Here is a 20,060-nt window from a genome sequence, read left to right as displayed (position 1 = left end):
TGGCGAGGGTCTACCCCTCGCTGCTTTCGACCAGCCGAGGCAGTGCCGGCTCGAATGCCAGATGCACCCCGTTTCTCCCCGCTTCCTTCACCCGGTACATGGCAGCATCGGCTTTGGTCAGCATCAGTGCCAGGTCAGCCTCGGCACTGGCGCACACAACCCCCATGCTCACCGTAACCCCCTCGCACGGCAGGCAAGCCCCCTGCCGGGAGCCCGTCTCTATCTGGCGGCGGATCCGGTCACAGATGTCGCGGGCCATCTGGCCGCTCACGCCCCCCATGATGATGGCAAACTCCTCGCCACCGATGCGCCCCACCAGATCATCCTTGCGTACCTCGGCCACCAGCACCCCGGCCACATAGCGAATGACCTCATCCCCGCAGCCGTGACCAAACTGGTCGTTGACCCGCTTGAAGTGATCGATGTCCAGGACCACCACGCAGCGCGTCTGGCCAGGCGTAGTACCCTCTCCGTGCCTGAAGAGGCCGCGCCGATTGAGCACCCCGGTGAGGGGATCCCGCTCCGAGAGCGCCAGCAATGCCTCCTCCGTCTCCACATAGGCCACCAGAGGCAGCAACAACACCGAGCCGATGGTCAGCACCATGTGCATGAAGAAGATGAGATCGAGCCAACCTCCGTCCCCCATCCGCTCTTCGACTCCCAGCAAGAGCAGCCCCCCCTGGCTCAGCAGGATGGTGAAATGCAGCAGGTAAATGAGCGCCACCGCATGGAGCACCCGCTTCTGTTGCCGGCCGAGAGAGACGATGAGGCAGGCGCACCACAGGTACAACATCGATTCCATCAGAGCCAGCACAATGCGCACGGGGGCGAGGCTGGACAATCCCAGATAGAGCAGCAGCAACACCGCCACGCCTCCCCCCACGGCACGGGGATGCCATGCGCGCTCGTAAAGCGCACAAAAACCGGCGAGCAACAGCAGGATGCTCATGAGCGAGACCAGGCCGCCGACCCGGATGCCCAGCGCCGGATGGCCGCCCAACACCCCCAGACTGAGCAGCAGGATGGAGAGGGAGAAGAGAAAAGCGGAGAGGGACCAGTACAGAAAGTTGCCTCGACCCGGCTTCAGGGAGTGGATGAATAGCATGATCAGCCCCGACATCAGGTTGATTGCCAGGGAGATCAGCAGCAGGGTCGGGGTATGGATCATCGTGACGCATCCTTGCGAAGAGGTCTGTGCACAGCCCAGGCTCAACCAGGACTGGTTCGAGTGTGTCTCAGCCAGCCACTCACCACAAGAGAGCGCCTCAAGGTGGCTTCTCGAATCACCTCAGCCCATGCCAGGTACGCAGGTTGATTTTGCAGGCCATCGGATCGGCGTCACCCCCATGCCGCGGCCTTGACATCCTTGCCCTCCCCCTGTTTCGCAAAAATCCTCCCTGCCCACTTTACTGTATATAAGACCAGTATATACTGTATGCATACACAGTAATGTTGGCCCATACAGGATGAGACCATGCTGACCCAGCTGACCGTCAACAACTTCGCCATCGTCAAGTTTCTCGAGCTCGATCTGCAACCGGGGATGACCTGCATCACCGGGGAGACCGGCGCGGGCAAATCCATCGCCATCGATGCTCTGGGGCTGTGCCTGGGGGAGCGCGCCGAAGCCAGCATGGTGCGCCCGGGCAGCGACAAGACCGAGGTGAGTGCCCGCTTCCTGCTGGAGGGAAATCCTGCCGCCCGGGCCTGGCTCGCCACCAACGAGCTTGAAAATGACGGTGAGTGCATCGTCCGGCGGGTACTGTCCGCCGAGGGGCGCTCTCGCAGCTATATCAACGGGGTTCCCGTCCCCCTCGCCCAGCTCAGGAACCTGGGTCAACTGCTGGTCAACGTCCACGGTCAGCACGCTCACCAGATGCTGCTCAAACCCGATTACCAGCTCGCCCTGCTGGACGGCTACGCCGGTCATCATTTGCTCCTCGACGATGTGCGCCGCCACTACCAGCAGTGGCGCCAGTTGCAAAACGAGCTCAACCGGCTCAAGGCCGAGCAGCAGCAGCGGGAAGCCCGCCGTCAACTCATCGAATACCAGGTGCAGGAGCTGGACGAATTTGCCCTTCAGCCGGGAGAGTTTGAAGAGATTGAAGAGGAGCATCAGCGGCTCGCCAATGGCACCGAGCTGATGCAGGAGTGCGGGTATTGCCTCGATCTGCTCTATGACAATGAAGAGACCACCATCGCCGGTCTGCTGCAAACGGCGGTGGACAGGGCCGAGACCCTGGTCGGCATGGACAGCCGGCTGGGCAACGTGCTCGGCATGCTCAACGAAGCCCTGATCGGCGTACAGGAGAGCCACAGCGAGCTGCGCAGCTATCTCGACCGGCTGGAACTGGATCCAGAGCGCTTCAACGAGCTGGAGAGCCGCCTCTCCAAGGCCATCAACCTGGCACGCAAGCACCATGTCAAACCGGCGGAGCTGGCCCACTACCATCAGGAGCTGGCCAGCGACCTCGCACGCCTGCACTCCGACGAAGAGCGACTCGAGGGGATGGAGGACGAGCTGGCCTCGGCCCGCCAGGCCTTCGTGCAGGCCGCCGAGGCCCTGAGCCAGAGCCGCCAGCGCTATGCCGAGGAGCTGGGCGCGAAGGTAAGCGCCAGCATGCACGAACTGGCGATGCCCGATGGCCGCTTCGCCATCGAGGTGCGACCCGATGCCCAGAGCAGCCTCTCGCCCCTTGGCATCGATCGGGTGGAGTTCATGGTCACCACCAACCCGGGTCAGCCCATCCAACCGCTCGGCAAGGTGGCTTCCGGCGGCGAGCTGTCGCGTATCAGCCTCGCCATCGTGGTGATCAGTGCACGCAAGATCTCCACCCCGACCCTTATCTTCGACGAAGTGGATGTGGGGATCAGCGGCCCGACCGCCGCCGTGGTGGGCCGCCTGTTGCGCCAGCTCGGCGAATCCACCCAGGTGATGGTGGTCACCCACCTGCCCCAGGTGGCAGGCAAGGGTCACCAGCACATGGTGGTGAGCAAACACACCGACGGCAAGACAACGGAAACCCAGATGCAGGCGCTCACCCCGGGCGCCCGGCTCAACGAACTGGCCCGCCTGTTGGGGGGCGATCAGATCACCGATAACACCCTGGCCAATGCCCGTGAGTTGCTCGCAAGCTGACCACGGGGCGGGCGGGACATCCTCCCGTCCATGTCGCCCCTTTTAGATTGACCGAGTCATCATCGCGGTGGCCAGTTGAAGCCTCTTGCCGACGGCGCCGGCCTGGTTGACCGATGCCGTGAACCGCAAGCAAGAAAGAGGGGCTGCCCTGGCTAATCCGCGGCACGTGTCTTGATGCTCAATCTGAGCCTGTTAGCCTGGTCATCACCCAGTCGGGCTTCCATCGCCATGGTCAGAACGCCACTCATCTTCGTTGCACTCATTCATATATCGAACGGACCCACTCCTTCATTTTCCATTCAACTCAGTCTGTTATGATGATGTAAACGGACTCGGTACCTTCAGTTGCCATCGACAGAAGGTGACGCTTGATGCAAACACACCGGGTTCGTTTGAGCTGACATTTCGCGGGAAGGGAGAATGGGAGCGCGCTTCCGCCGTCTGACCCGCACCTGCCAAGGAGAACTGCTTATGAGCCCGACCAATATTGTGCTGTTGCTGGAAGGCAAGGATTACGAGCAGGAGACACTGGCCAAGGCGAGCCGTCTGGCACAAGGGCTGGGCGCCAACCTGACCTTGTTGCACCTGACCCACAGCAGCAAGACCCGTCGCAATAGTCTGTCCCTGTCACAAGAGGAGCGCAGCGCCCAGGGCACCCTGGATGCCAAGGCGATCATCAGTGAACTCATCACCCAGCTGTCTCATCCGGTGGATTACCAGTGTCTGGTGGTGGATGACGTGGTGCCGGATCTCCAGCACTGGCTGGCCGCCCACCCCGCCGATCTCTTGCTGGTCGGCAGCCGTCATCACTGGATGGAGGGCTCGCTGGCCCGCCTGCTCCTCTACAAACTGCCCCTCGATATCCAGATCTGCCACGAGCCTCACGCCGCCTTGCTCAAAGCCGTCGGTTGATGCCACAAGACCCGCTCCCTGAGCGGGTCTTCTTGTTTCTGACGCCCGCCGTCATCCTCCCCCAGCTTGGCCTCCTCCAGTGCGTCACCGCCAGAACCACACGATTTCTTACACATTGCTCGCTTCTTTTTGAGGGCCATTTGCTGCACGATATGGCCCTTGCACGCCTTCGCTCGTTTCGTTCAGGTGATAAATGAAAGCTCTTCGAAAACCCGGCAAGCTCGCCCTGCTCGCCCTTGTGCTGATCCCTCTCGTCACCTGGCTGGCCTGGCCAGGCAACACACCGGACCCGGTACTGACCGCAACGGTAACCCGCCAGGATGTGGAGCAGACGGTGCTCGCCAGTGGCGTACTGCAGGCAATCGAGCAGGTGGATGTGGGGGCCCAGGTCTCGGGTCAGGTCACCTATCTCGCGGTGGAAGCGGGTCAACAGGTCAAACAAGGAGAGCTGCTGGCGGAGATCGATCCCCTGATCGCCCAGAACAACCTCAAGACCGCCGAAGCGGAGCTGGCCAGCCGCCGCGCCCAGCTCAAGATCAAGCAGGCACAGCTCAAACAGAACGAGCTTGCCTGGCGCCGCCAGCAGCAAATGTTTCGGCAGGAAGCGAGCTCTCGTGCGGATCTGGAGAGCGCCGAAGCCCAGCTTGCCGTCACCCGGGCCGAGCTGCAAAGCGCCCAGGCCGACATCGACAACGCCATCATCAAGGTGGAGCGCGCCAAGACGGAGCTCGGCTACAACCGCATTCAGGCCCCCATGGATGGTACCGTCGTCTCCATCGTCACCCGGCAGGGGCAGACTCTGGCCGCCAGCCAGACGGTACCGACCCTGCTCAAGCTCGCCAATCTCGACACCATGACGGTCAAGGCCCAGATCTCCGAAGCGGACGTCACCCGTGTCAAGGCGGGCATGCCGGTCTATTTCACCCTGATAGGGGATCCGGATACTCGCTACCACGGTACCCTGCGCACGGTCGAGCTGGCCCCCACCAACATCAATGAGCAGACGGCCAGCACCACAGCCACCAGCAATGCGGCCATCTACTACTATGCCCTGTTCGATGTGCCCAACCCCGGCCATCAGTTGAGGGTCGCCATGACGACCCAGGTCACCATCGTACTCGGCGAGCGCAAGCAGGTACTGGCCATTCCCCAGACCGCCCTCGGCAAGAAGACTGGCGACAACGAGTACGAGGTCAGCCTGCTCAAGGCAGGGGACCAGAGAGAGACCCGCCGCATCAAGACCGGCATGAAGGATGACATCAAGATTGAGGTGGTGAGCGGCCTGACCGAGCAGGAGAAGGTGATCCTGGAGCAGGGCAAGCCGGCACTGCACGATGAAGGGGAGATGGTGCCGTGAGCGAGCCCCTGATCCGTCTCAAGGGCATCGAGCGGCGCTACCAGAGCGGAGAGCACGAAGTGACCGTGCTGCACCCGCTGGATCTCGCCATCGATGCCGGGGAGATGGTGGCCATCGTCGGCGCCTCCGGCTCCGGCAAATCGACCCTGATGAACCTGCTGGGCTGCCTCGATCGCCCGAGCGGGGGCCAGTATCTGTTTCGCGGCCAGGACACCGCGACCCTGGATGCCCTCTCCCTGGCACGGCTGCGCTGCCACCACTTCGGCTTCATCTTCCAGCGCTATCACCTGCTGCCCCATCTGGACGCGGCCGCCAACGTGGAGATCCCCGCCATCTATGCCGGCACTGCCCGCCTTGATCGCCAGGCCCGAGCCCGCACCTTGCTGACCCGCCTGGGACTGCAGGATCGCAGCCACCACAGACCCGGCCAGCTCTCCGGCGGTCAGCAGCAGCGGGTCAGTATTGCCCGGGCGCTCGCCAACGGCGGCGAGGTGATCCTGGCGGACGAACCCACCGGCGCTCTCGACAGCCAGAGCGGCAAGGAGGTGATGGCCATCCTCAAGGAGCTGCACGCCCAGGGCCACACCATCATTCTGGTGACCCACGACATGGCGGTGGCAAGCCATGCGGATCGCATCATCACCCTGCGTGACGGGCGGGTAGTGGAGGACAGCGGCCATCGGGCGACCGATGACAACGCAGCCTCCCCATCCGGGGCGCAGGCCCACCCGCTGCCAGGTGACGGCAGCCAGCTGGCCCCTCCCTCTGTCGGGCAAGATGCACAGGGCACAGGAGCCGTCGTCCGCACCGCAAGCCGGGGCTGGGATCGCTACCGGGAGGCGGGGCGCATGGCCCTGCACGCCATGCTGGCCCATCGCATGCGCACCTTCCTCACCATGCTCGGCATCATCATCGGCATCGCCGCCGTGGTCAGCGTGGTGGCGCTGGGTCAGGGGGCGCGCGCCAAGGTGATCGACGACATCAACGCCATGGGCACCAACACCATCGACATCTTCCCCGGCAAGGACTGGGGAGACGAGAAGGCCGCCAGCATCCAGACCCTGAACGAGCGGGATCTCGACGCGCTGCTCGGCCAGCCCTATCTGGAGGGGGCCAGCCCCCAGATAGCGACGTCGGGCCAGCTTCGCTATCGCAACAAGACCAGCAGCGGCAGCGTGATCGGGGTCGGCAACGACTTTTTCCGGGTCAAGGGGATGACGCTCACCCAGGGGCGCCTGCTCGATGAGCGGGACATTCGAAACCGGACGGCAGTCGCCGTGGTGGATGGCAAGACCATAGAGAGCCTGCTTGGCAAGGTGGACCCGGTCGGCCAGGTGGTGCTGGTCGGCACCCTGCCGGTGCGCATCGTGGGGGTGGTCACCCAGGAGACCGGCTTTGGCCGCAGCAGCCAGTCGGTCAATGTCTGGCTCCCCTACAGCGCCGTCATGAGCCGTCTCCTCTCCCAGCAGCACTTCACCCAGATCACCATCCGGGTCAAGGACGGCGTCCAGTCCGCCCTGGCCGAGCAGGCGGCAGTCGCCCTGCTGACCCAGCGCCACGGCGTGAAGGACTTCTTCACCTTCAGCAGCGACAGCATCGTCAAATCGGTGGAGAAGACCACCGCCACCCTGACACTGCTGGTCTCCGCCATCGCGGTGATCTCCCTCATCGTCGGGGGCGTCGGGGTGATGAACATCATGCTGGTCTCGGTGGTGGAGCGCACCCGGGAGATAGGGATCCGCATCGCCGTCGGCGCCCGCCAGTCCGACATACTGCAACAGTTCCTCATCGAGGCGGTGATGGTCAGCCTGCTGGGGGGGCTGCTCGGTATCGGCCTCGCCCTGCTCATCGGCGCTCTCTTCTCCCTGCTCGTGGAAAGCTTCCAGATGCGCTTCTCGCTCTTCTCCATCCTGATGGCCTTCGGGTGCTCCTCCCTCATCGGGATCCTGTTTGGTTACCTGCCCGCCCGCAATGCGGCCAGGCTCGATCCGGTGGAGGCACTGGCGAGGGAATGACGATGCACAACCTATCAAGGCTCGGGCTAAGCCTGATGCTCACCGCCAGCCTCGGTGCCTGCAGCCAGCAGAGCACCTATCACAGACCCGATCTCGACGTGGCGCCAGCATGGCAGCAGGAGAGCCGGGGTCTCACCTTGCAGCAGGCAGGCCCCTGGTGGCAGGGATTCCAGGATCCTGCGCTCGATCGCCTGGTCGAGGCGGTGCTGGCCGCCAACCCGGACATGCGGGTGGCCGGGCTCAAGCTCAAGAATGCCCTGCTCGGCGCCGATCTGGCTGACACCAACCTCACCCCCTCGGTCAGCGCCAATCTCGGGGCCAGCGGCACCAAGAACATGAAAGATGGCAGCGCCAGCAGCAACCTGGGCCCCTCCCTCAACCTCAGCTACGAAGTGGATCTCTGGGGCAGACTGGCCGCGGCAAGGGATCAGGCGAGCTGGGAGGCACAAGCCAGCGAACAGGATCTGGCCGCCACCCGGTTGCTGCTCATCGGCAAGACCCTGGAGCAATACTGGCAACTGGCCTACCTCGGCTCGGCCATTACCCTGGGCACCCAGCAACTGGCCAATCTGGAGCGCATTGAACGCCTGACCCACGCCAAATACGAGGCGGGCGCCGTGACCCGACTCGATCTGGTACAGGCCAGCCAGCAGAAGGCGGGCAAGCAGGCGGAGCTCGCCACCCTCACCCAGCAACGGGCACAGGCGGGCAATGCTCTTCGCCTGCTGCTGGGCCGCAGCAGCGGGCCGCTCGCTGACGCTCCCGACGCCCTGATCATAGGCCCGATCCCGTCCCTGGCGGCCGGCATTCCCGCCGATGTGCTGGCCCGGCGGCCCGATGTGCGCGCCGCCGAACTCAGGTTGCGCAAGACCCTTGCGAGGGGAGATGAGATCCGCACCGGCTTTTATCCCACCCTGAGCCTGACCGGCGGTGCCAGCACCACCTCGGATACCCTGACCCAGGTGCTGCAAAATCCAGTCGGCACCCTGGGCGCCACGCTGGCGCTCCCTTTCCTCGAGTACAACAAGACCCGGCTCTCCATCGCCAGCGCCGACATCGACTACCAGATTGCCGAAACCGAGTTTCGCAAGCAGCTCTATACCGCGCTGCTGGAAGTGGAGGATGGCCTGGCCGCCCGTCAGCAAGGGGATCAGCGGCTGCGCTATCTGGAGCAGCAGAGGGCCTATGCCCGGGAGGCCGAAAGGCTCGCTGGCGCCCGTTTTCTGGCCGGTGCCACCGGGGTGCAACCCTGGCTGGATGAGCAGAACCGCCTGTGGGATGCCGAGCTCGCTCTGCTGGCACAGCAGCAGGCCCAGCTCAACAACATGGCAGGCATCTATCGGGCGCTGGGGGGAAGCGATCGAACCTGACCCAGGCAGAGAGTGTGAGATCGCGATGGACATCCCTAGGAGGTCAATCGCGACCCATTCTGCCCACAAACCAATTGATAATAGTTTTCATTTCCTCAAAAATGGGCGCCATCATCAGCCAGGAGTATGCCCATGTCTCAACCCGCCCCGGCCAATCGCCCCCGCCTGCTCACCGTCAAGCATGTTCAGGATGTGAGCCCGCACCTGCGCCGAATCTGCCTGACCAGCCCCGAGCTTGTGGACTACCCCTTCAGCTGTGGCGGTGCTCATGTCAAGATCATGCTGCCCAGACCGGATCAGCGCGAGATAGTGTTGCCCACCCCCACCGACAAGGGGCCTCGCTGGCTCGATCCCGCCCAGAAACCCGTCATTCGCACCTTCACCATACGCGCGTTTCGCCGAGAGGCGCTGGAGCTCGACATCGACTTCGCCCTGCACGGCGAGGCCGGCCCCGCCAGTCGTTTCGCCCTGCACGCCAAACCGGGTGACAGGCTCGCCATCTCGGGCCCGGGCGGTCCCGACCCCATGCTGCAAACGGCCGAGCACTATTACATGGCGGGGGATCTCACCGCCCTGCCCGCCATCAGCGCCATGGTGGAGGTGATGCCGGCCCATGCCCTCGGCCATATCGCCCTGCTGGTCCCCCATCAGGACGACGTGCAGGATCTGTCGCTGCCGGCCGGCGTCGACCTGCGCTGGTTCGTGGGCAATCCGGAGCAGGCCGCGACCTTGGTGGCGCATTTCACCGCCCAGCCTATGGTCGCCGAGGGGAGCTATTTCTGGTTTGGCGGGGAAGAGAGCTTGGTCGTGCCGCTGCGCCGCCACGTCAGACGCGCCCTGGATGCCGAGCGCCAGCGGGTCTACGCAGTCCCCTACTGGCGCAGCGGCAAGGATGAAGACGCCTACCATCAGGACAGGCACGCCGTGATGGACAGCTGATCCCCTCTTTATCTTGTGACTGGCGGGCTTCTTCCCTCGGGGAAGCGGCCTGCTTTTGCTGCGGTTCCCCCGCCATCGTTCTCTCTCCCCCCATCTTCGCCTGGCGATTTCATTGCACTTGCATTTGAGACAAACACCAAGATAATGACAATCATTCTCAACAACTGCGATGAGCCGTGAATCTGTCTGCTCCCAACAGGATGCCGCATACGGGTTCCCCATCGCACACATGCACAGCAAGGTAACTCCAGATGGCAGTTTTGAATTCGGTCATGCGCGCCTTCGCCATAGAGGCGCTACCCACCCCTGCCGAGCTGCTGGCGCAGCACCCCTGTCCGGCCGACATGGCCCGGCACATCGACAACCAGCGCCATCAGGCACGCCGGATCCTGGCAGGTGAAGACGATCGCCTGCTGGTCGTGATTGGCCCCTGCTCCATCCATGATCCCGTCGCGGCCCTGGACTATGCCGGACGGCTGGCACGACTCGCCACCGCCTATGAAGACAGCCTTCAGATAGTCATGCGCGCCTATTTTGAAAAGCCGCGCACCACGGTGGGCTGGAAGGGGCTGGTCTTCGATCCGCACCTGGACGGCAGCAACGACATCAATCGGGGATTGCATCTGGCACGCCAGGTGCTGCTCGACATCAATGGACTGGGGCTCGCCACCGCCACCGAATTCCTCGACACCACCAGCTTTCTCTATCTCGCCGATCTCGTCAGCTGGGGCGCCATCGGGGCACGCACCACGGAGTCTCAGGTCCACCGGCAATTGGCCTCCGCACTGCCCTGCCCCGTGGGATTCAAGAACGGTACGGACGGCAATATCCGGGTCGCCATCGATGCCATCCAGGCCAGTACCACCTCCCATCTCTTCACCGCCCCCGGCAGCCAGGGCGGCATGGTAGTGATCAAGAGCGAAGGCAATCCCGACGGCCATATCATTCTGCGTGGCGGCACCCTGCCCAACTACCACCAGAGCGATGTGGCGGAGGCAGCAGACCGCCTCACCCGCCAGGGACTCCCCCCTCGCCTGATGGTGGATTGCAGCCATGGCAACAGCCAGAAGCTGCACACGAACCAGCTGAAGGTCGCCAAAGAGCTCTGTCGCCAGCTGAGCGAAGGGAGCCAAGCCGTCGCTGCCGTCATGGTCGAGAGCTTCTTGCTGGGAGGAAACCAGAAACCGGCTCCTCTGGGTGAACTGCAATACGGTCTGTCAGTGACCGATGCCTGCCTCTGCTGGGAAGAGAGTGAACACCTGCTTGCCATGCTGGCAGAGGCGGTCCAGGCCCGTCGCCGCACCCGGAGAAAATACACACACGCCGTTCAGTCTGAACTCGGACAACCCGTCATCTAGCATTCGGTTTATTTGTTTGCCACCAATCCGTGTCTGCCTCATCCGCACATTGTCCGGCATCGTGCGGATATATCGCAGAAGAGCGGTGTCAAACAGACCATAAATAGAGGGGATAAATTAATAGGCGGTGGGCGTCATGCATCAGCATGAAAAAGAGACGGGCCGCTCAGGCATACAGATGAGGATCCACCGCCGCTATTTCATTCTGTCACAGCAGGTATCCATGATCGTTTCTCACAAGGGACGAAGAAACACGGGCTGTATGAGTCCTCAGTGCGTATAAGTGGCGAGGTGGCGTGGAAGATGATGCGCCACCTTTATTGGGCACATGATGGTTATGGCTATTCCAGACGAGGCTCTCCAATTAACCGGAGTAACCTGCGCAATTGGGTTTTACTGCGACATCCTCTGAACCCTGAAAATAATAATGCCGCCCTGCAGGCGGCATTATCGAGATCCGGATCCGGCGATCAGATCAGGAAATCGTTCAGATCCTTGCCCAGCGCAACTTGCTCGGCGATGGCCTTGGGCATACGACCCTGACCGGTCCAGGTCTTCTCCTGACCGTCTTCCTGGTACTTGTATTTCGCAGGACGGGGAGCACGCTTGCTCTTGGTGGTGCCCGCCGCAGCCGGAGCCGCCACGCTGCCGATCAGCTCACGGGGATCGATACCAGCCTGTTGCAGCATTTCGGTGAATTCATTCAGTTTGCGCTGACGCTCTTCCTGTTCGGCACGTTCCTGTTCAACGGACTCGGCACGCTCGTTATATACCAGGTCAAACTTTTCTTTCGCTTCTTGCAGTTGCTCAAACGGCAGTTCACGAATGGCAGCGCGCAAGCTGCGAATGTTCAGCAGAACCTTCAGAAACTCGTTCATTACTTCCTCACAGAATTATTTTTGTATGTCACAGGGATAACACGATTTGAGAATAGCATGCCCATTGGATAACAACATAATGTTTTTATACCATCCGGCAGCGCGCTGACACCATATGGACATTATTCACCGTGGTTAATTCCCTGCCTGATACTTATTGGGAATACCCTCACGGACTTTATTTTCTATTTTCCCCGGTTAATCTCTGGTTCACCTCATCCGTTGCACACGCTGTTATCTCTTACCCGCGTCGCTCTGCGCCAGGTCATTTAGCAGCAGTGTCGGCACTTATTGTACAAATAGTGCGCTCATGGCCATGACCTTCGCGGACAATAAACCAGGTCCCGTTTCAGGATGCCCCTTGCGCCTGATCCTGTATCCAGCGGATGAATGCCTGGATCTTGGGACACTGGCGATGAGGGAGGGTCGCCAGGTAATAACGCGGCTCGCAGCGCACCGCCATATCCGGGAAGGGCATCACCAGCGCTCCGCTCGCCAGCGCCTGGCTTGCCAGCTGCCTGCGCCCCATGGCGACACCGGCGTGGTGGGTGGCGGCAAGGATCGCCAGATCCGCTCGATCAAATCCCATGTGTGACGAGCAGGCCTCCAGGGAGAGATGCCAGTGGCTCCCCCAGGTGCGCCACTCGTCGCTGTCGGTGTCCAGGCCCCAGGCCTGCCTGTCATGGAGCAGGCGGCACTGCTGCAGATTCCCCACCTCCCCCATCAGACCGTGGTCGCTGGCGTATTGAGGGCTGCACACCGGCACCATGAATTCATCCATCAGGGGGTGAATGGCCAGGCCCGTCGGGGTTCTGGCGTCGAAGTTGAGGGTCAGATCGATGCCGTAGCCGTGCAGGTTTATATGCTCGTTGCCCGTCAGCAGGTTGAGCTCGATGTGAGGATGCAGGCGGGAAAAATCGGCGAGCCTTGGCACCAGCCAGCACTGGGCGATGGAAGGGCGCGAGTGCAGCGTCAGGGAGCCCGACAGCGCCTGCTCCCTGATCTCCAGCACCTTCTGATTGATGAACTCCAGGGAGGAGGTGAGCGCCCAGAAGATGCGCTGCCCCTCCGTGGTCAAGGCCACCTTGCGGTGAAAGCGCTGGAACAGCAAAAACCCGAGCGCCTCTTCCAGGGCCGAGATGCGGTGGCTCACCGCGCTTGGGCTCAAGGAAAGCTCGTCGGCGGCGAGCGCAAAGGAGCCGTGGCGGGCCGCTGCCTCGAAGGTGTGGAGCCTGGCGAGCTGATGGCTGCTGAGCAGCTTGCTCCTCACCCCCGGGTGCTCATCGCGTTGCATGGTTGGGCCTCCCTCTCTTTTATCTGGCAGATGATACCAGAAGGGCGAGGTTTGCATTCACCAGGAAGACCCAACTCACCCGTATGCGAAGACACAGCAGGGTAGATGACCATTTGCATCAACTGTGCTCATCCAAGCGACGCGTTTTATCATTTGTCACGGCAACGCTGGCGCCGTTCAATGGGATGATTCCGTCACCACCCCGAGAGGCTTTCATGACACACACCGACATTGCCGGGCTCATCGCCCGCTTCCCCCTGCTCGAACCGCTGATCGCCCTCACCCCTGTGACCTGGTTCAATCCGGGGGCCACCTCCCTAGCGGAAGGATTGCCCCATGTGGGGCTCATCCGGCACGATGTGGCCGCCGCCTCCGCCCGGCTCGCCCGCTTCGCCCCCTACCTGTGCGAGGCCTTCCCCGAAACCCGCGCCAGCCACGGCATCATCGAGTCCGGGATCGCCGCCATCCCGACCCTGCAGGGGACCCTCAATGGGCGCTATGGCGTCGAACTCACCGGCAGGTTGCTGCTCAAACAAGACAGCCACCTGCCCATCTCCGGCTCCATCAAGGCGCGCGGCGGCATCCACGAGGTGCTGGCCCATGCCGAACACCTGGCCATCCAGGCTGGGCTGCTGCGCGAGACGGATGACTATCGCACGCTGTTTTCGGACGAGTTCCGCCACTTCTTCGGCCAGTACAGCATCGCGGTGGGGTCGACCGGCAACCTCGGCCTCTCCATCGGCATCATGAGCGCCCGCCTCGGCTTTCGCGTCACCGTCCACATGTCCGCCGATGCGCGGGAGTGGAAGAAGCAAAAGTTGCGCGAACATGGCGCCATCGTAGTGGAATACGCCGACGATTACGGGGTGGCGGTGGAACAGGGACGCAAGGAGGCCGAACGCGATCCCAACTGTTTCTTCATCGATGACGAGCACTCCCGCACCCTGTTCCTCGGCTATGCGGTGGCGGGCGAGCGGGTGAAAAAGCAGTTCGACGAGATGGGCATCAGGGTGGACGCCGACCATCCGCTCTTCGTCTACCTGCCTTGCGGCGTCGGCGGTGGCCCGGGCGGGGTGGCCTTTGGTCTCAAGCTGGCGTTCGGGGACAACGTGCACTGCTTCTTCGCCGAGCCCACCCACTCCCCCTGCATGCTGCTCGGGGTCCACACCGGGTTGCACGATGCCATTGCGGTGCAAGACCTTGGCATCGACAACCTCACCGCCGCCGACGGCCTCGCGGTGGGACGCGCCTCCGGTTTTGTCGGCCGCGCCATGGAACGCCTGCTTGCGGGCTTCTACACCCTGAGCGATCAGGAGATGTACGACCTGCTGGGGCTCCTGGCCCGGGATGAAGAGATCCGGCTCGAGCCCTCGGCACTGGCGGGCATGGCAGGCCCCTGGCGAGTGGCCGCCAACCTTGAGTGGCAGAGTGGGCAGGGACTGGATGCAGCCAAGATGGCCGGGGCCACCCACCTGGTGTGGGCCACCGGCGGCGGCATGGTGCCCGCCGAGGAGATGGAAAAATACCTGGCCTGCGCCCGGATCTGATCTTTTTTTCGCCCCCGTGACCCGCCGACCTGGCGGGTTTTTCTGCTGCGAGATCAGCAAGATGGCACCTCAGCCCTCGCCCCCATGACACAGACGGCCAGACTGCTGGACAGCCTGATTTGTTATCCAGCCCCACCGACTGGTTATTTTGTGATACGATAGAGACCGTTTTTTGACATCTGCGCCCCGTTGTCCCCTTTTTCCGGTGAGATAACCACCGGATCCGGCGACCAACACCTGCCGGGCGCAGCACAACATGTGCCCAGTTCGAATCGCTCCTGCGCGACCTTGACGCCAGGAGCACTCCCCTCTGGGCACCTTAGATAAGGAGATCGGGCGATGAAACAATATCAAAGCTGGTTGGGACAATATCTGATGAGCCGCCGTGACGGAGACCACGCCATGGCATCCGAGCTCGCCAGCTCCATCTGCGAATTCTGGCAGGCCCGTGGAGATGAGGCCGAGACCAGCAAATGGCAGCAGATCTACGAGCAGCACGTGGAAAAAACCACCTGACGACCTGCTCTCCTCCATAAAAAAACCGGCGCTCATGGCGCCGGTTTTGCATTTCAACGACCCGGATCACATCTGGTCGATCATGTCCTGGGCGAACTGGGAGCAGGAACGCAGGGTGGCCCCTTCCATCAGACGCTCGAAGTCATAGGTGACGGTCTTGTTGGCGATGGCCGCTTCCATCCCCTTGACGATGAGGTCAGCCGCCTCGGTCCAGCCCAGGTGGCGCAGCATCATCTCGGCAGAGAGGATGAGGGAGCCCGGGTTGACCTTGTCCTGGCCAGCGTATTTCGGCGCGGTGCCGTGGGTGGCTTCGAACAGGGCAACGCCGTCGCCGATGTTGGCGCCCGGCGCGATGCCGATGCCGCCGACCTGGGCCGCCAGCGCGTCAGAGATGTAGTCGCCGTTGAGGTTCATACAGGCAATGACGTCATACTCGGCCGGGCGCAGCAGGATCTGTTGCAGGAAGGCATCGGCGATGACGTCCTTGACCACGATGGTCTTGCCGGTTTTCGGGTTCTTGAAGGAGCACCAGGGGCCGCCGTCGATGAGCTGGGCATCGTACTCTTTCTGGGCCAGGGCATAGCCCCAATCCTTGAAGGCACCTTCGGTGAACTTCATGATGTTGCCCTTGTGCACCAGGGTCACGGAGTCGCGATCGTTGTCGATGGCGTACTCGATGGCGGCACGGACCAGACGCTCGGTACCGGCCTTGGACATGGGCTTGATGCCGATGCCGCAGGACTCGGGGAAGCGAATTTTCTTCACGCCCATCTCGTTTTGCAGGAAAGCGATCACCTTCTTGGCTTCATCGCTGTCTGCCTTCCACTCGATGCCGGCGTAGATGTCTTCGGCGTTCTCGCGGAAGATCACCATGTCGGTCAGCTCGGGGTGCTTGACCGGGCTCGGGGTCCCTTCGTAGTAACGGACCGGGCGCAGGCAGACGTAGAGATCCAGCTCCTGGCGCAGGGCCACGTTGAGGGAGCGAATACCGCCGCCGACCGGGGTGGTCAGCGGGCCCTTGATGGCCACGCAGTATTCACGAATGAAATCCAGGGTTTCGGCCGGCAGCCAGGCACCTTCGCCATAGACATGAGTCGACTTCTCGCCGGTATAGATCTCCATCCAGGCGATCTTGCGCTCGCCTTTGTAGGCTTTCTCGACCGCAGCATTCACCACATTCAACATGGCCGGGGTCACGTCCACACCGATACCATCCCCTTCGATAAACGGAATGATGGGATTGTGGGGAACCTGCAGCTTGCCGCTGGCATCGACTGTGATTTTCTGGCCCTGGGTCGGGATAACTACTTTGCTTTCCATCGGCATCTCCTAACTTCCGTTTGTTATCAATCTGATCGTTGCGCGCGGCCATCTTAAGCCCATCCATTTGCATAATCAAATAGCGGGCGTGCATGTCAGACCATAGTCGGGGAGTGGATCACAGTGCGCCTGAGGATCCCCTCCTCCCTCGCCGCCCTCAGGTCCTGACGAGGCGCAGGCCCCGTCCATCCGGGCCTCTTCCTCTCTTGATGACAGCCTCTCCCTGCCCTCGCCGCCCCGAAGGCGCCACTCCCCCAAATCCCGTTCGCCTTTACATCGTCGTAACCCCTTTGGCGAGGCAAGGCGCGCCGGGGGACAGGCTGCCGGATCCGGACTAGGCTCTTTGCCAGTGATCGGGGCGCCCGGGGCGTGGCCGATCATGAAGAGAGCACGACAACAAGGAGAACACCATGTTTATCGTCACCAACCGGATGGTCAACGAGCAGGGCAAGACCCCCAGCGAGATCTTTGGCGAAAAACCCGCAGAGGGCCCCAACGAACTGCGCCTCGCCGAGGCCCGGCGTCAGGGCAAGCAGTGGCAGCTGGACCTGCTGCCGGATCAGATCACCGCCGAGATGGCCGCCAGCGTCGGCCTTGACCCCGACCTCCCCCACCCGGCCAGCGCCTATGTGGCGCGCAAGCTGCTGGAGCGCTGCGCCGGGACCGGCAGCACGGCCAAGCAGAAGCTCAAGACCGGCAAACACCTGCTGCTGTTCGTACACGGCTTCAACAACGATCTTGACGATGTGCTGGAGCGGGCCGCGGGGCTCGAGGCCCGGTACGGCGTCGAGGTGCTCTGCTTCAGCTGGCCCGCCAATGGCGGCGGCGCCCGGGGCGTGCTGAGCTACAAGAGCGACAAGCGCGATGCCCTGGCCTCGGCCGGTGCCCTTGACCGGGTGCTGGAGAAGATGAAGGGGCTGATCGACGAGTTCAACGGCCAGTATGTGACGCAACTGGAAGAGAAAGCCCAGAAGAAGTTCGCCGACAACGGCGAGGCCTGGGATCGCTACTTTGCCAAGGAGGTGAACAAGCGCTGCCCCTTCACCATCAACCTGCTGCTGCACAGCATGGGCAACTACCTGTTCAAGCACCTGCTGGGCAGCACCACCTACCACGCCAACCAGCTGCTGTTCGACAACATCATCATGGCCGCCGCCGACACCAACAACGAGCTTCACGCCCAGTGGGTCGATCGCATCCAGTGTCGCAACCGCCTCTACATCACCATCAATGAGCGCGATGGTGCCCTGATGGCATCGCGCATGAAGATGGGGGAGCAGCAAAAGGCGAGGCTCGGCCACTACACCCGGCGACTGGATGCCAGAACGGCCACCTACGTGGACGTGACCAATCAGCCCCATGTGGGGGACTCTCACGCCTACTTCGAAGGGGATGCCCTCGCCAACGAGAAGGTGCTGCGCTTCTTCCACACCGTCTTCAACGGCGGCACCGGCGAGCGCACGGAGCTGTTCGATGCGGCCCAGAACCTCTATCGCCTCTAGCCACTGCGCAAAAAAACCACCGCCCCGAACAGGGCGGTGGTTTTTCATTATGCGCTCACTCGGTGGCCACAAGGCCGCCAGGGGCTAGTGTTCTGCCGCTTCCGGCTGGGGCGCTTCGCTGCGCTCCCGTTGCAGTTCATCGACCCTGGCCTGCCATCTGTCCTGGGCCTGTTTTTGCCCCTGGGACTCGAATTCCTGGCGCATGGTGTCGATTTTTTGGTCAAGTTTTTCCATCAGGATGTCTCCTTACATCTCGGGTTACACACTGGCTGACGGCACTGTTTGGCCAACCTGCTCACCCGATTGGACACCAGGTTTTCCCCAATTGTCCAACAAAATAAACGATTGATTATGCAAAAACCAATCTAGAAAATGGGTTAAAGCTCCTTATGAAACCCCATCACCCACCCTGAAAACGCCTGATAAAAACACTATTTTTACCATTGATATCAATATCTTGATATTTATCACTCGCTCAATGACGCCCTTGAGATCGGCATGACGAATGTATGCACATTTTTTTTCACAAAAACGCCCCGCTCTCCGGATTCTGCGACCGGAAGGCCCCCTTTTCCATCCAAAAATACGATGGGTTATGACACAACCCATCTCTTTAATGGATAGATAATCCCCAATCCCGGCCCTGCGGCTTGCCAACCCGACCATCAGCAGGTTCGCTTGTTACCCATCCGGGCATATCCCGCCCCACTCCCGCCCCGATAAAATGAAGCCGCACCACGCCTGCTGAGCGGGTTGTTGCCGCCCTCATCCCCTCTCGTCGGAGTCATGACATGGATCTCTTCTGGTGGTTTGCCCTGCCCGTCGCCGCAGGCACCTTCTATGGGTGCTATTTCTGGAACCAGCGCCATGCCCAGCCCGACTGGCTGCGCCTGCCCACCCGCGCCGACTACCTGCACCAGCATCCCGAATGCGCCATCGACCATGAACTGGGGGCGCGCTGCTGCGCCTGCGGCTCCGACAAGGTGCTGGGCCACCCCCAGACCGGCTGGCCTGATCATCGCTTTCGCCACACCTGCCTCGCCTGCGGCAAGGCGCTCTTTCGCACCGAAGAGCCCCCTATATAAGTATCCACATTCGCCCTTTTTGTATGGCGATGTATGGCGATGGCAGATGCTGACACCCGCGAAGCAGCAAAAAGAGCACGCGCTCGGGACAGGGAGACATCTCAGATGGAAAAGGATTTAACCGCACTGAAGCGCAAGTGGCTCAAGAAGCATCTGCAAGCGCTACGGGCAGTAAAAGACGAGGAACAAGAGAAAGGGACCATGCTGGCATTTGTCGGCATTCTGTGTGCACTTTTGCCAATACTGACTGCGGCTGTCTACTTTGTGGGTATGCGTTATTACCACGGCTACCTAGGACAGTTCGGATTGAAGAACGATGAGTTGAGCCTGTAAATGATTCTGTGTAACTGCCCACTCCATTACAGGTGACCGTTCAGGCGATCTCCGAACTCGATAATAAAGCGATTCAGGGCAGGCTTCCAATTCTGGATCGGCATGGTCCATTTCTTGGAGGCCTGCTGTATCGCAAGGTACGCCACTTTTAGCGCCGACTCATCGGTTGGGAAGAGCTTCCTTTGCTTGGTCGCCTTGCGCAGCACGCTGTTCAGCGACTCGATAGCATTGGTGGTGTAGATCACCTTCCGGATGGCGGGGGGATACTCGAACAGTGTGATCAGATTATCCCAGTTGCCCTGCCAGGAGCGCGCTATTTGCGGGTACTGGCTATCCCAGCGCTCGCCGAAGGCCGCCAGTGCCTGCTGAGCCTCACGTTCCGTCGCAGAGTGGTAGATCTGCTTCAGATCCGCCGTCACCGCCTTGTAGTCCTTCCAGGAGACATAGCGCAACGAGTTGCGCACCATGTGGACGATACACAGTTGGACCTTGGTT

At 61.8% G+C, this 20,060-nt stretch carries 18 protein-coding genes; 12 read left to right on the top strand and 6 right to left on the bottom strand.

Annotated features, from left to right (window positions below):
• Nucleotides 1-10: 10 nt before the first annotated feature.
• Complete coding sequence (locus PG883_RS14910) at nt 11-1,168, bottom strand: GGDEF domain-containing protein (protein ID WP_010673643.1); 1,158 nt, start codon at nt 1,166-1,168, stop codon at nt 11-13.
• A 306-nt stretch (nt 1,169-1,474) separates the two neighbouring features.
• Between PG883_RS14910 and recN the strand changes: the two genes are divergently transcribed.
• The 7 genes from recN to PG883_RS14875 all read left to right on the top strand — a co-directional run bounded on the left by recN (nt 1,475) and on the right by PG883_RS14875 (nt 11,090).
• A complete protein-coding gene (gene recN / locus PG883_RS14905; protein ID WP_010673642.1) occupies nt 1,475-3,139 on the top strand; it encodes a DNA repair protein RecN in 1,665 nt (554 codons plus the stop codon).
• Nucleotides 3,140-3,610: 471 nt separating this feature from the next.
• Nucleotides 3,611-4,051, top strand: a complete 441-nt coding sequence (locus PG883_RS14900; protein ID WP_010673640.1) for a universal stress protein — start codon at nt 3,611-3,613, stop codon at nt 4,049-4,051.
• Nucleotides 4,052-4,244: 193 nt separating this feature from the next.
• Nucleotides 4,245-5,408 (top strand): efflux RND transporter periplasmic adaptor subunit, encoded by a 1,164-nt coding sequence (locus PG883_RS14895; protein WP_010673639.1) that lies wholly within the window; start codon nt 4,245-4,247, stop codon nt 5,406-5,408.
• Complete coding sequence (locus PG883_RS14890; protein ID WP_010673638.1) at nt 5,405-7,423, top strand: MacB family efflux pump subunit; 2,019 nt, start codon at nt 5,405-5,407, stop codon at nt 7,421-7,423. The genes PG883_RS14895 and PG883_RS14890 overlap by 4 nt, the downstream gene beginning before the upstream one ends.
• Nucleotides 7,420-8,793: an efflux transporter outer membrane subunit gene (locus tag PG883_RS14885; RefSeq protein WP_041201474.1), complete on the top strand. Its 1,374-nt coding sequence runs from the start codon at nt 7,420-7,422 to the stop codon at nt 8,791-8,793. Before PG883_RS14890 ends, PG883_RS14885 begins: the two co-directional genes overlap by 4 nt.
• A gap of 132 nt (nt 8,794-8,925) precedes the next feature.
• On the top strand, nt 8,926-9,732 hold the full coding sequence (locus PG883_RS14880) for a siderophore-interacting protein (RefSeq protein WP_010673636.1): 807 nt from the start codon (nt 8,926-8,928) through the stop codon (nt 9,730-9,732).
• 251 nt (nt 9,733-9,983) lie between these two features.
• Nucleotides 9,984-11,090 carry a 3-deoxy-7-phosphoheptulonate synthase gene (locus tag PG883_RS14875; protein WP_010673635.1) on the top strand — a complete coding sequence of 369 codons (1,107 nt, stop codon included), beginning with the start codon at nt 9,984-9,986 and terminating at the stop codon, nt 11,088-11,090.
• 470 nt (nt 11,091-11,560) lie between these two features.
• Here the strand turns inward: PG883_RS14875 and PG883_RS14870 are convergent, their stop codons facing one another.
• Together PG883_RS14870 and dsdC are read right to left on the bottom strand one after the other, a co-directional pair.
• The gene (locus PG883_RS14870) at nt 11,561-11,968 is read right to left on the bottom strand and encodes an H-NS family histone-like protein (RefSeq protein ID WP_010673634.1); all 408 of its coding nucleotides are present in this window, start codon (nt 11,966-11,968) and stop codon (nt 11,561-11,563) included.
• Nucleotides 11,969-12,317: 349 nt separating this feature from the next.
• A complete protein-coding gene (dsdC, locus tag PG883_RS14865) occupies nt 12,318-13,262 on the bottom strand; it encodes a DNA-binding transcriptional regulator DsdC (RefSeq protein WP_010673633.1) in 945 nt (314 codons plus the stop codon).
• Between the two features lie 215 nt (nt 13,263-13,477).
• On the opposite strand from dsdC, the gene dsdA reads away from it, so the two are divergent.
• Together dsdA and PG883_RS14855 are read left to right on the top strand one after the other, a co-directional pair.
• On the top strand, nt 13,478-14,809 hold the full coding sequence (dsdA, locus tag PG883_RS14860; RefSeq protein WP_270807353.1) for a D-serine ammonia-lyase: 1,332 nt from the start codon (nt 13,478-13,480) through the stop codon (nt 14,807-14,809).
• A 339-nt stretch (nt 14,810-15,148) separates the two neighbouring features.
• On the top strand, nt 15,149-15,325 hold the full coding sequence (locus PG883_RS14855) for a hypothetical protein (protein ID WP_010673631.1): 177 nt from the start codon (nt 15,149-15,151) through the stop codon (nt 15,323-15,325).
• Between the two features lie 66 nt (nt 15,326-15,391).
• On the opposite strand, the gene icd is transcribed toward PG883_RS14855, so the two are convergent.
• Nucleotides 15,392-16,645, bottom strand: coding sequence for an NADP-dependent isocitrate dehydrogenase (gene icd, locus PG883_RS14850; RefSeq protein WP_010673630.1), 1,254 nt, complete (start codon nt 16,643-16,645; stop codon nt 15,392-15,394).
• A gap of 410 nt (nt 16,646-17,055) precedes the next feature.
• On the opposite strand from icd, the gene PG883_RS14845 reads away from it, so the two are divergent.
• A complete protein-coding gene (locus PG883_RS14845) occupies nt 17,056-18,147 on the top strand; it encodes an alpha/beta hydrolase (protein ID WP_010673629.1) in 1,092 nt (363 codons plus the stop codon).
• Between the two features lie 84 nt (nt 18,148-18,231).
• Here the strand turns inward: PG883_RS14845 and PG883_RS14840 are convergent, their stop codons facing one another.
• Nucleotides 18,232-18,381 carry a hypothetical protein gene (locus tag PG883_RS14840; protein WP_010673628.1) on the bottom strand — a complete coding sequence of 50 codons (150 nt, stop codon included), beginning with the start codon at nt 18,379-18,381 and terminating at the stop codon, nt 18,232-18,234.
• 557 nt (nt 18,382-18,938) lie between these two features.
• Here PG883_RS14840 and PG883_RS14835 point away from each other — a divergent pair.
• Nucleotides 18,939-19,232: a hypothetical protein gene (locus tag PG883_RS14835; RefSeq protein WP_113069941.1), complete on the top strand. Its 294-nt coding sequence runs from the start codon at nt 18,939-18,941 to the stop codon at nt 19,230-19,232.
• Nucleotides 19,233-19,265: 33 nt separating this feature from the next.
• Nucleotides 19,266-19,565, top strand: coding sequence for a hypothetical protein (locus PG883_RS14830; RefSeq protein WP_270807352.1), 300 nt, complete (start codon nt 19,266-19,268; stop codon nt 19,563-19,565).
• Nucleotides 19,566-19,591: 26 nt separating this feature from the next.
• Here the strand turns inward: PG883_RS14830 and PG883_RS14825 are convergent.
• A partial coding sequence (locus tag PG883_RS14825; RefSeq protein WP_270807351.1) for an IS256 family transposase occupies nt 19,592-20,060 on the bottom strand: 469 nt, incomplete at its 5' end.

Origin of the sequence: Aeromonas sp. QDB25 (assembly GCF_027707725.1) — a bacterium.
Lineage (GTDB): Bacteria > Pseudomonadota > Gammaproteobacteria > Enterobacterales > Aeromonadaceae > Aeromonas > Aeromonas caviae.
The sequence above is the reverse complement of the archived record's forward strand: the minus strand, read 5'-3'. Positions and strand labels throughout refer to the sequence as shown.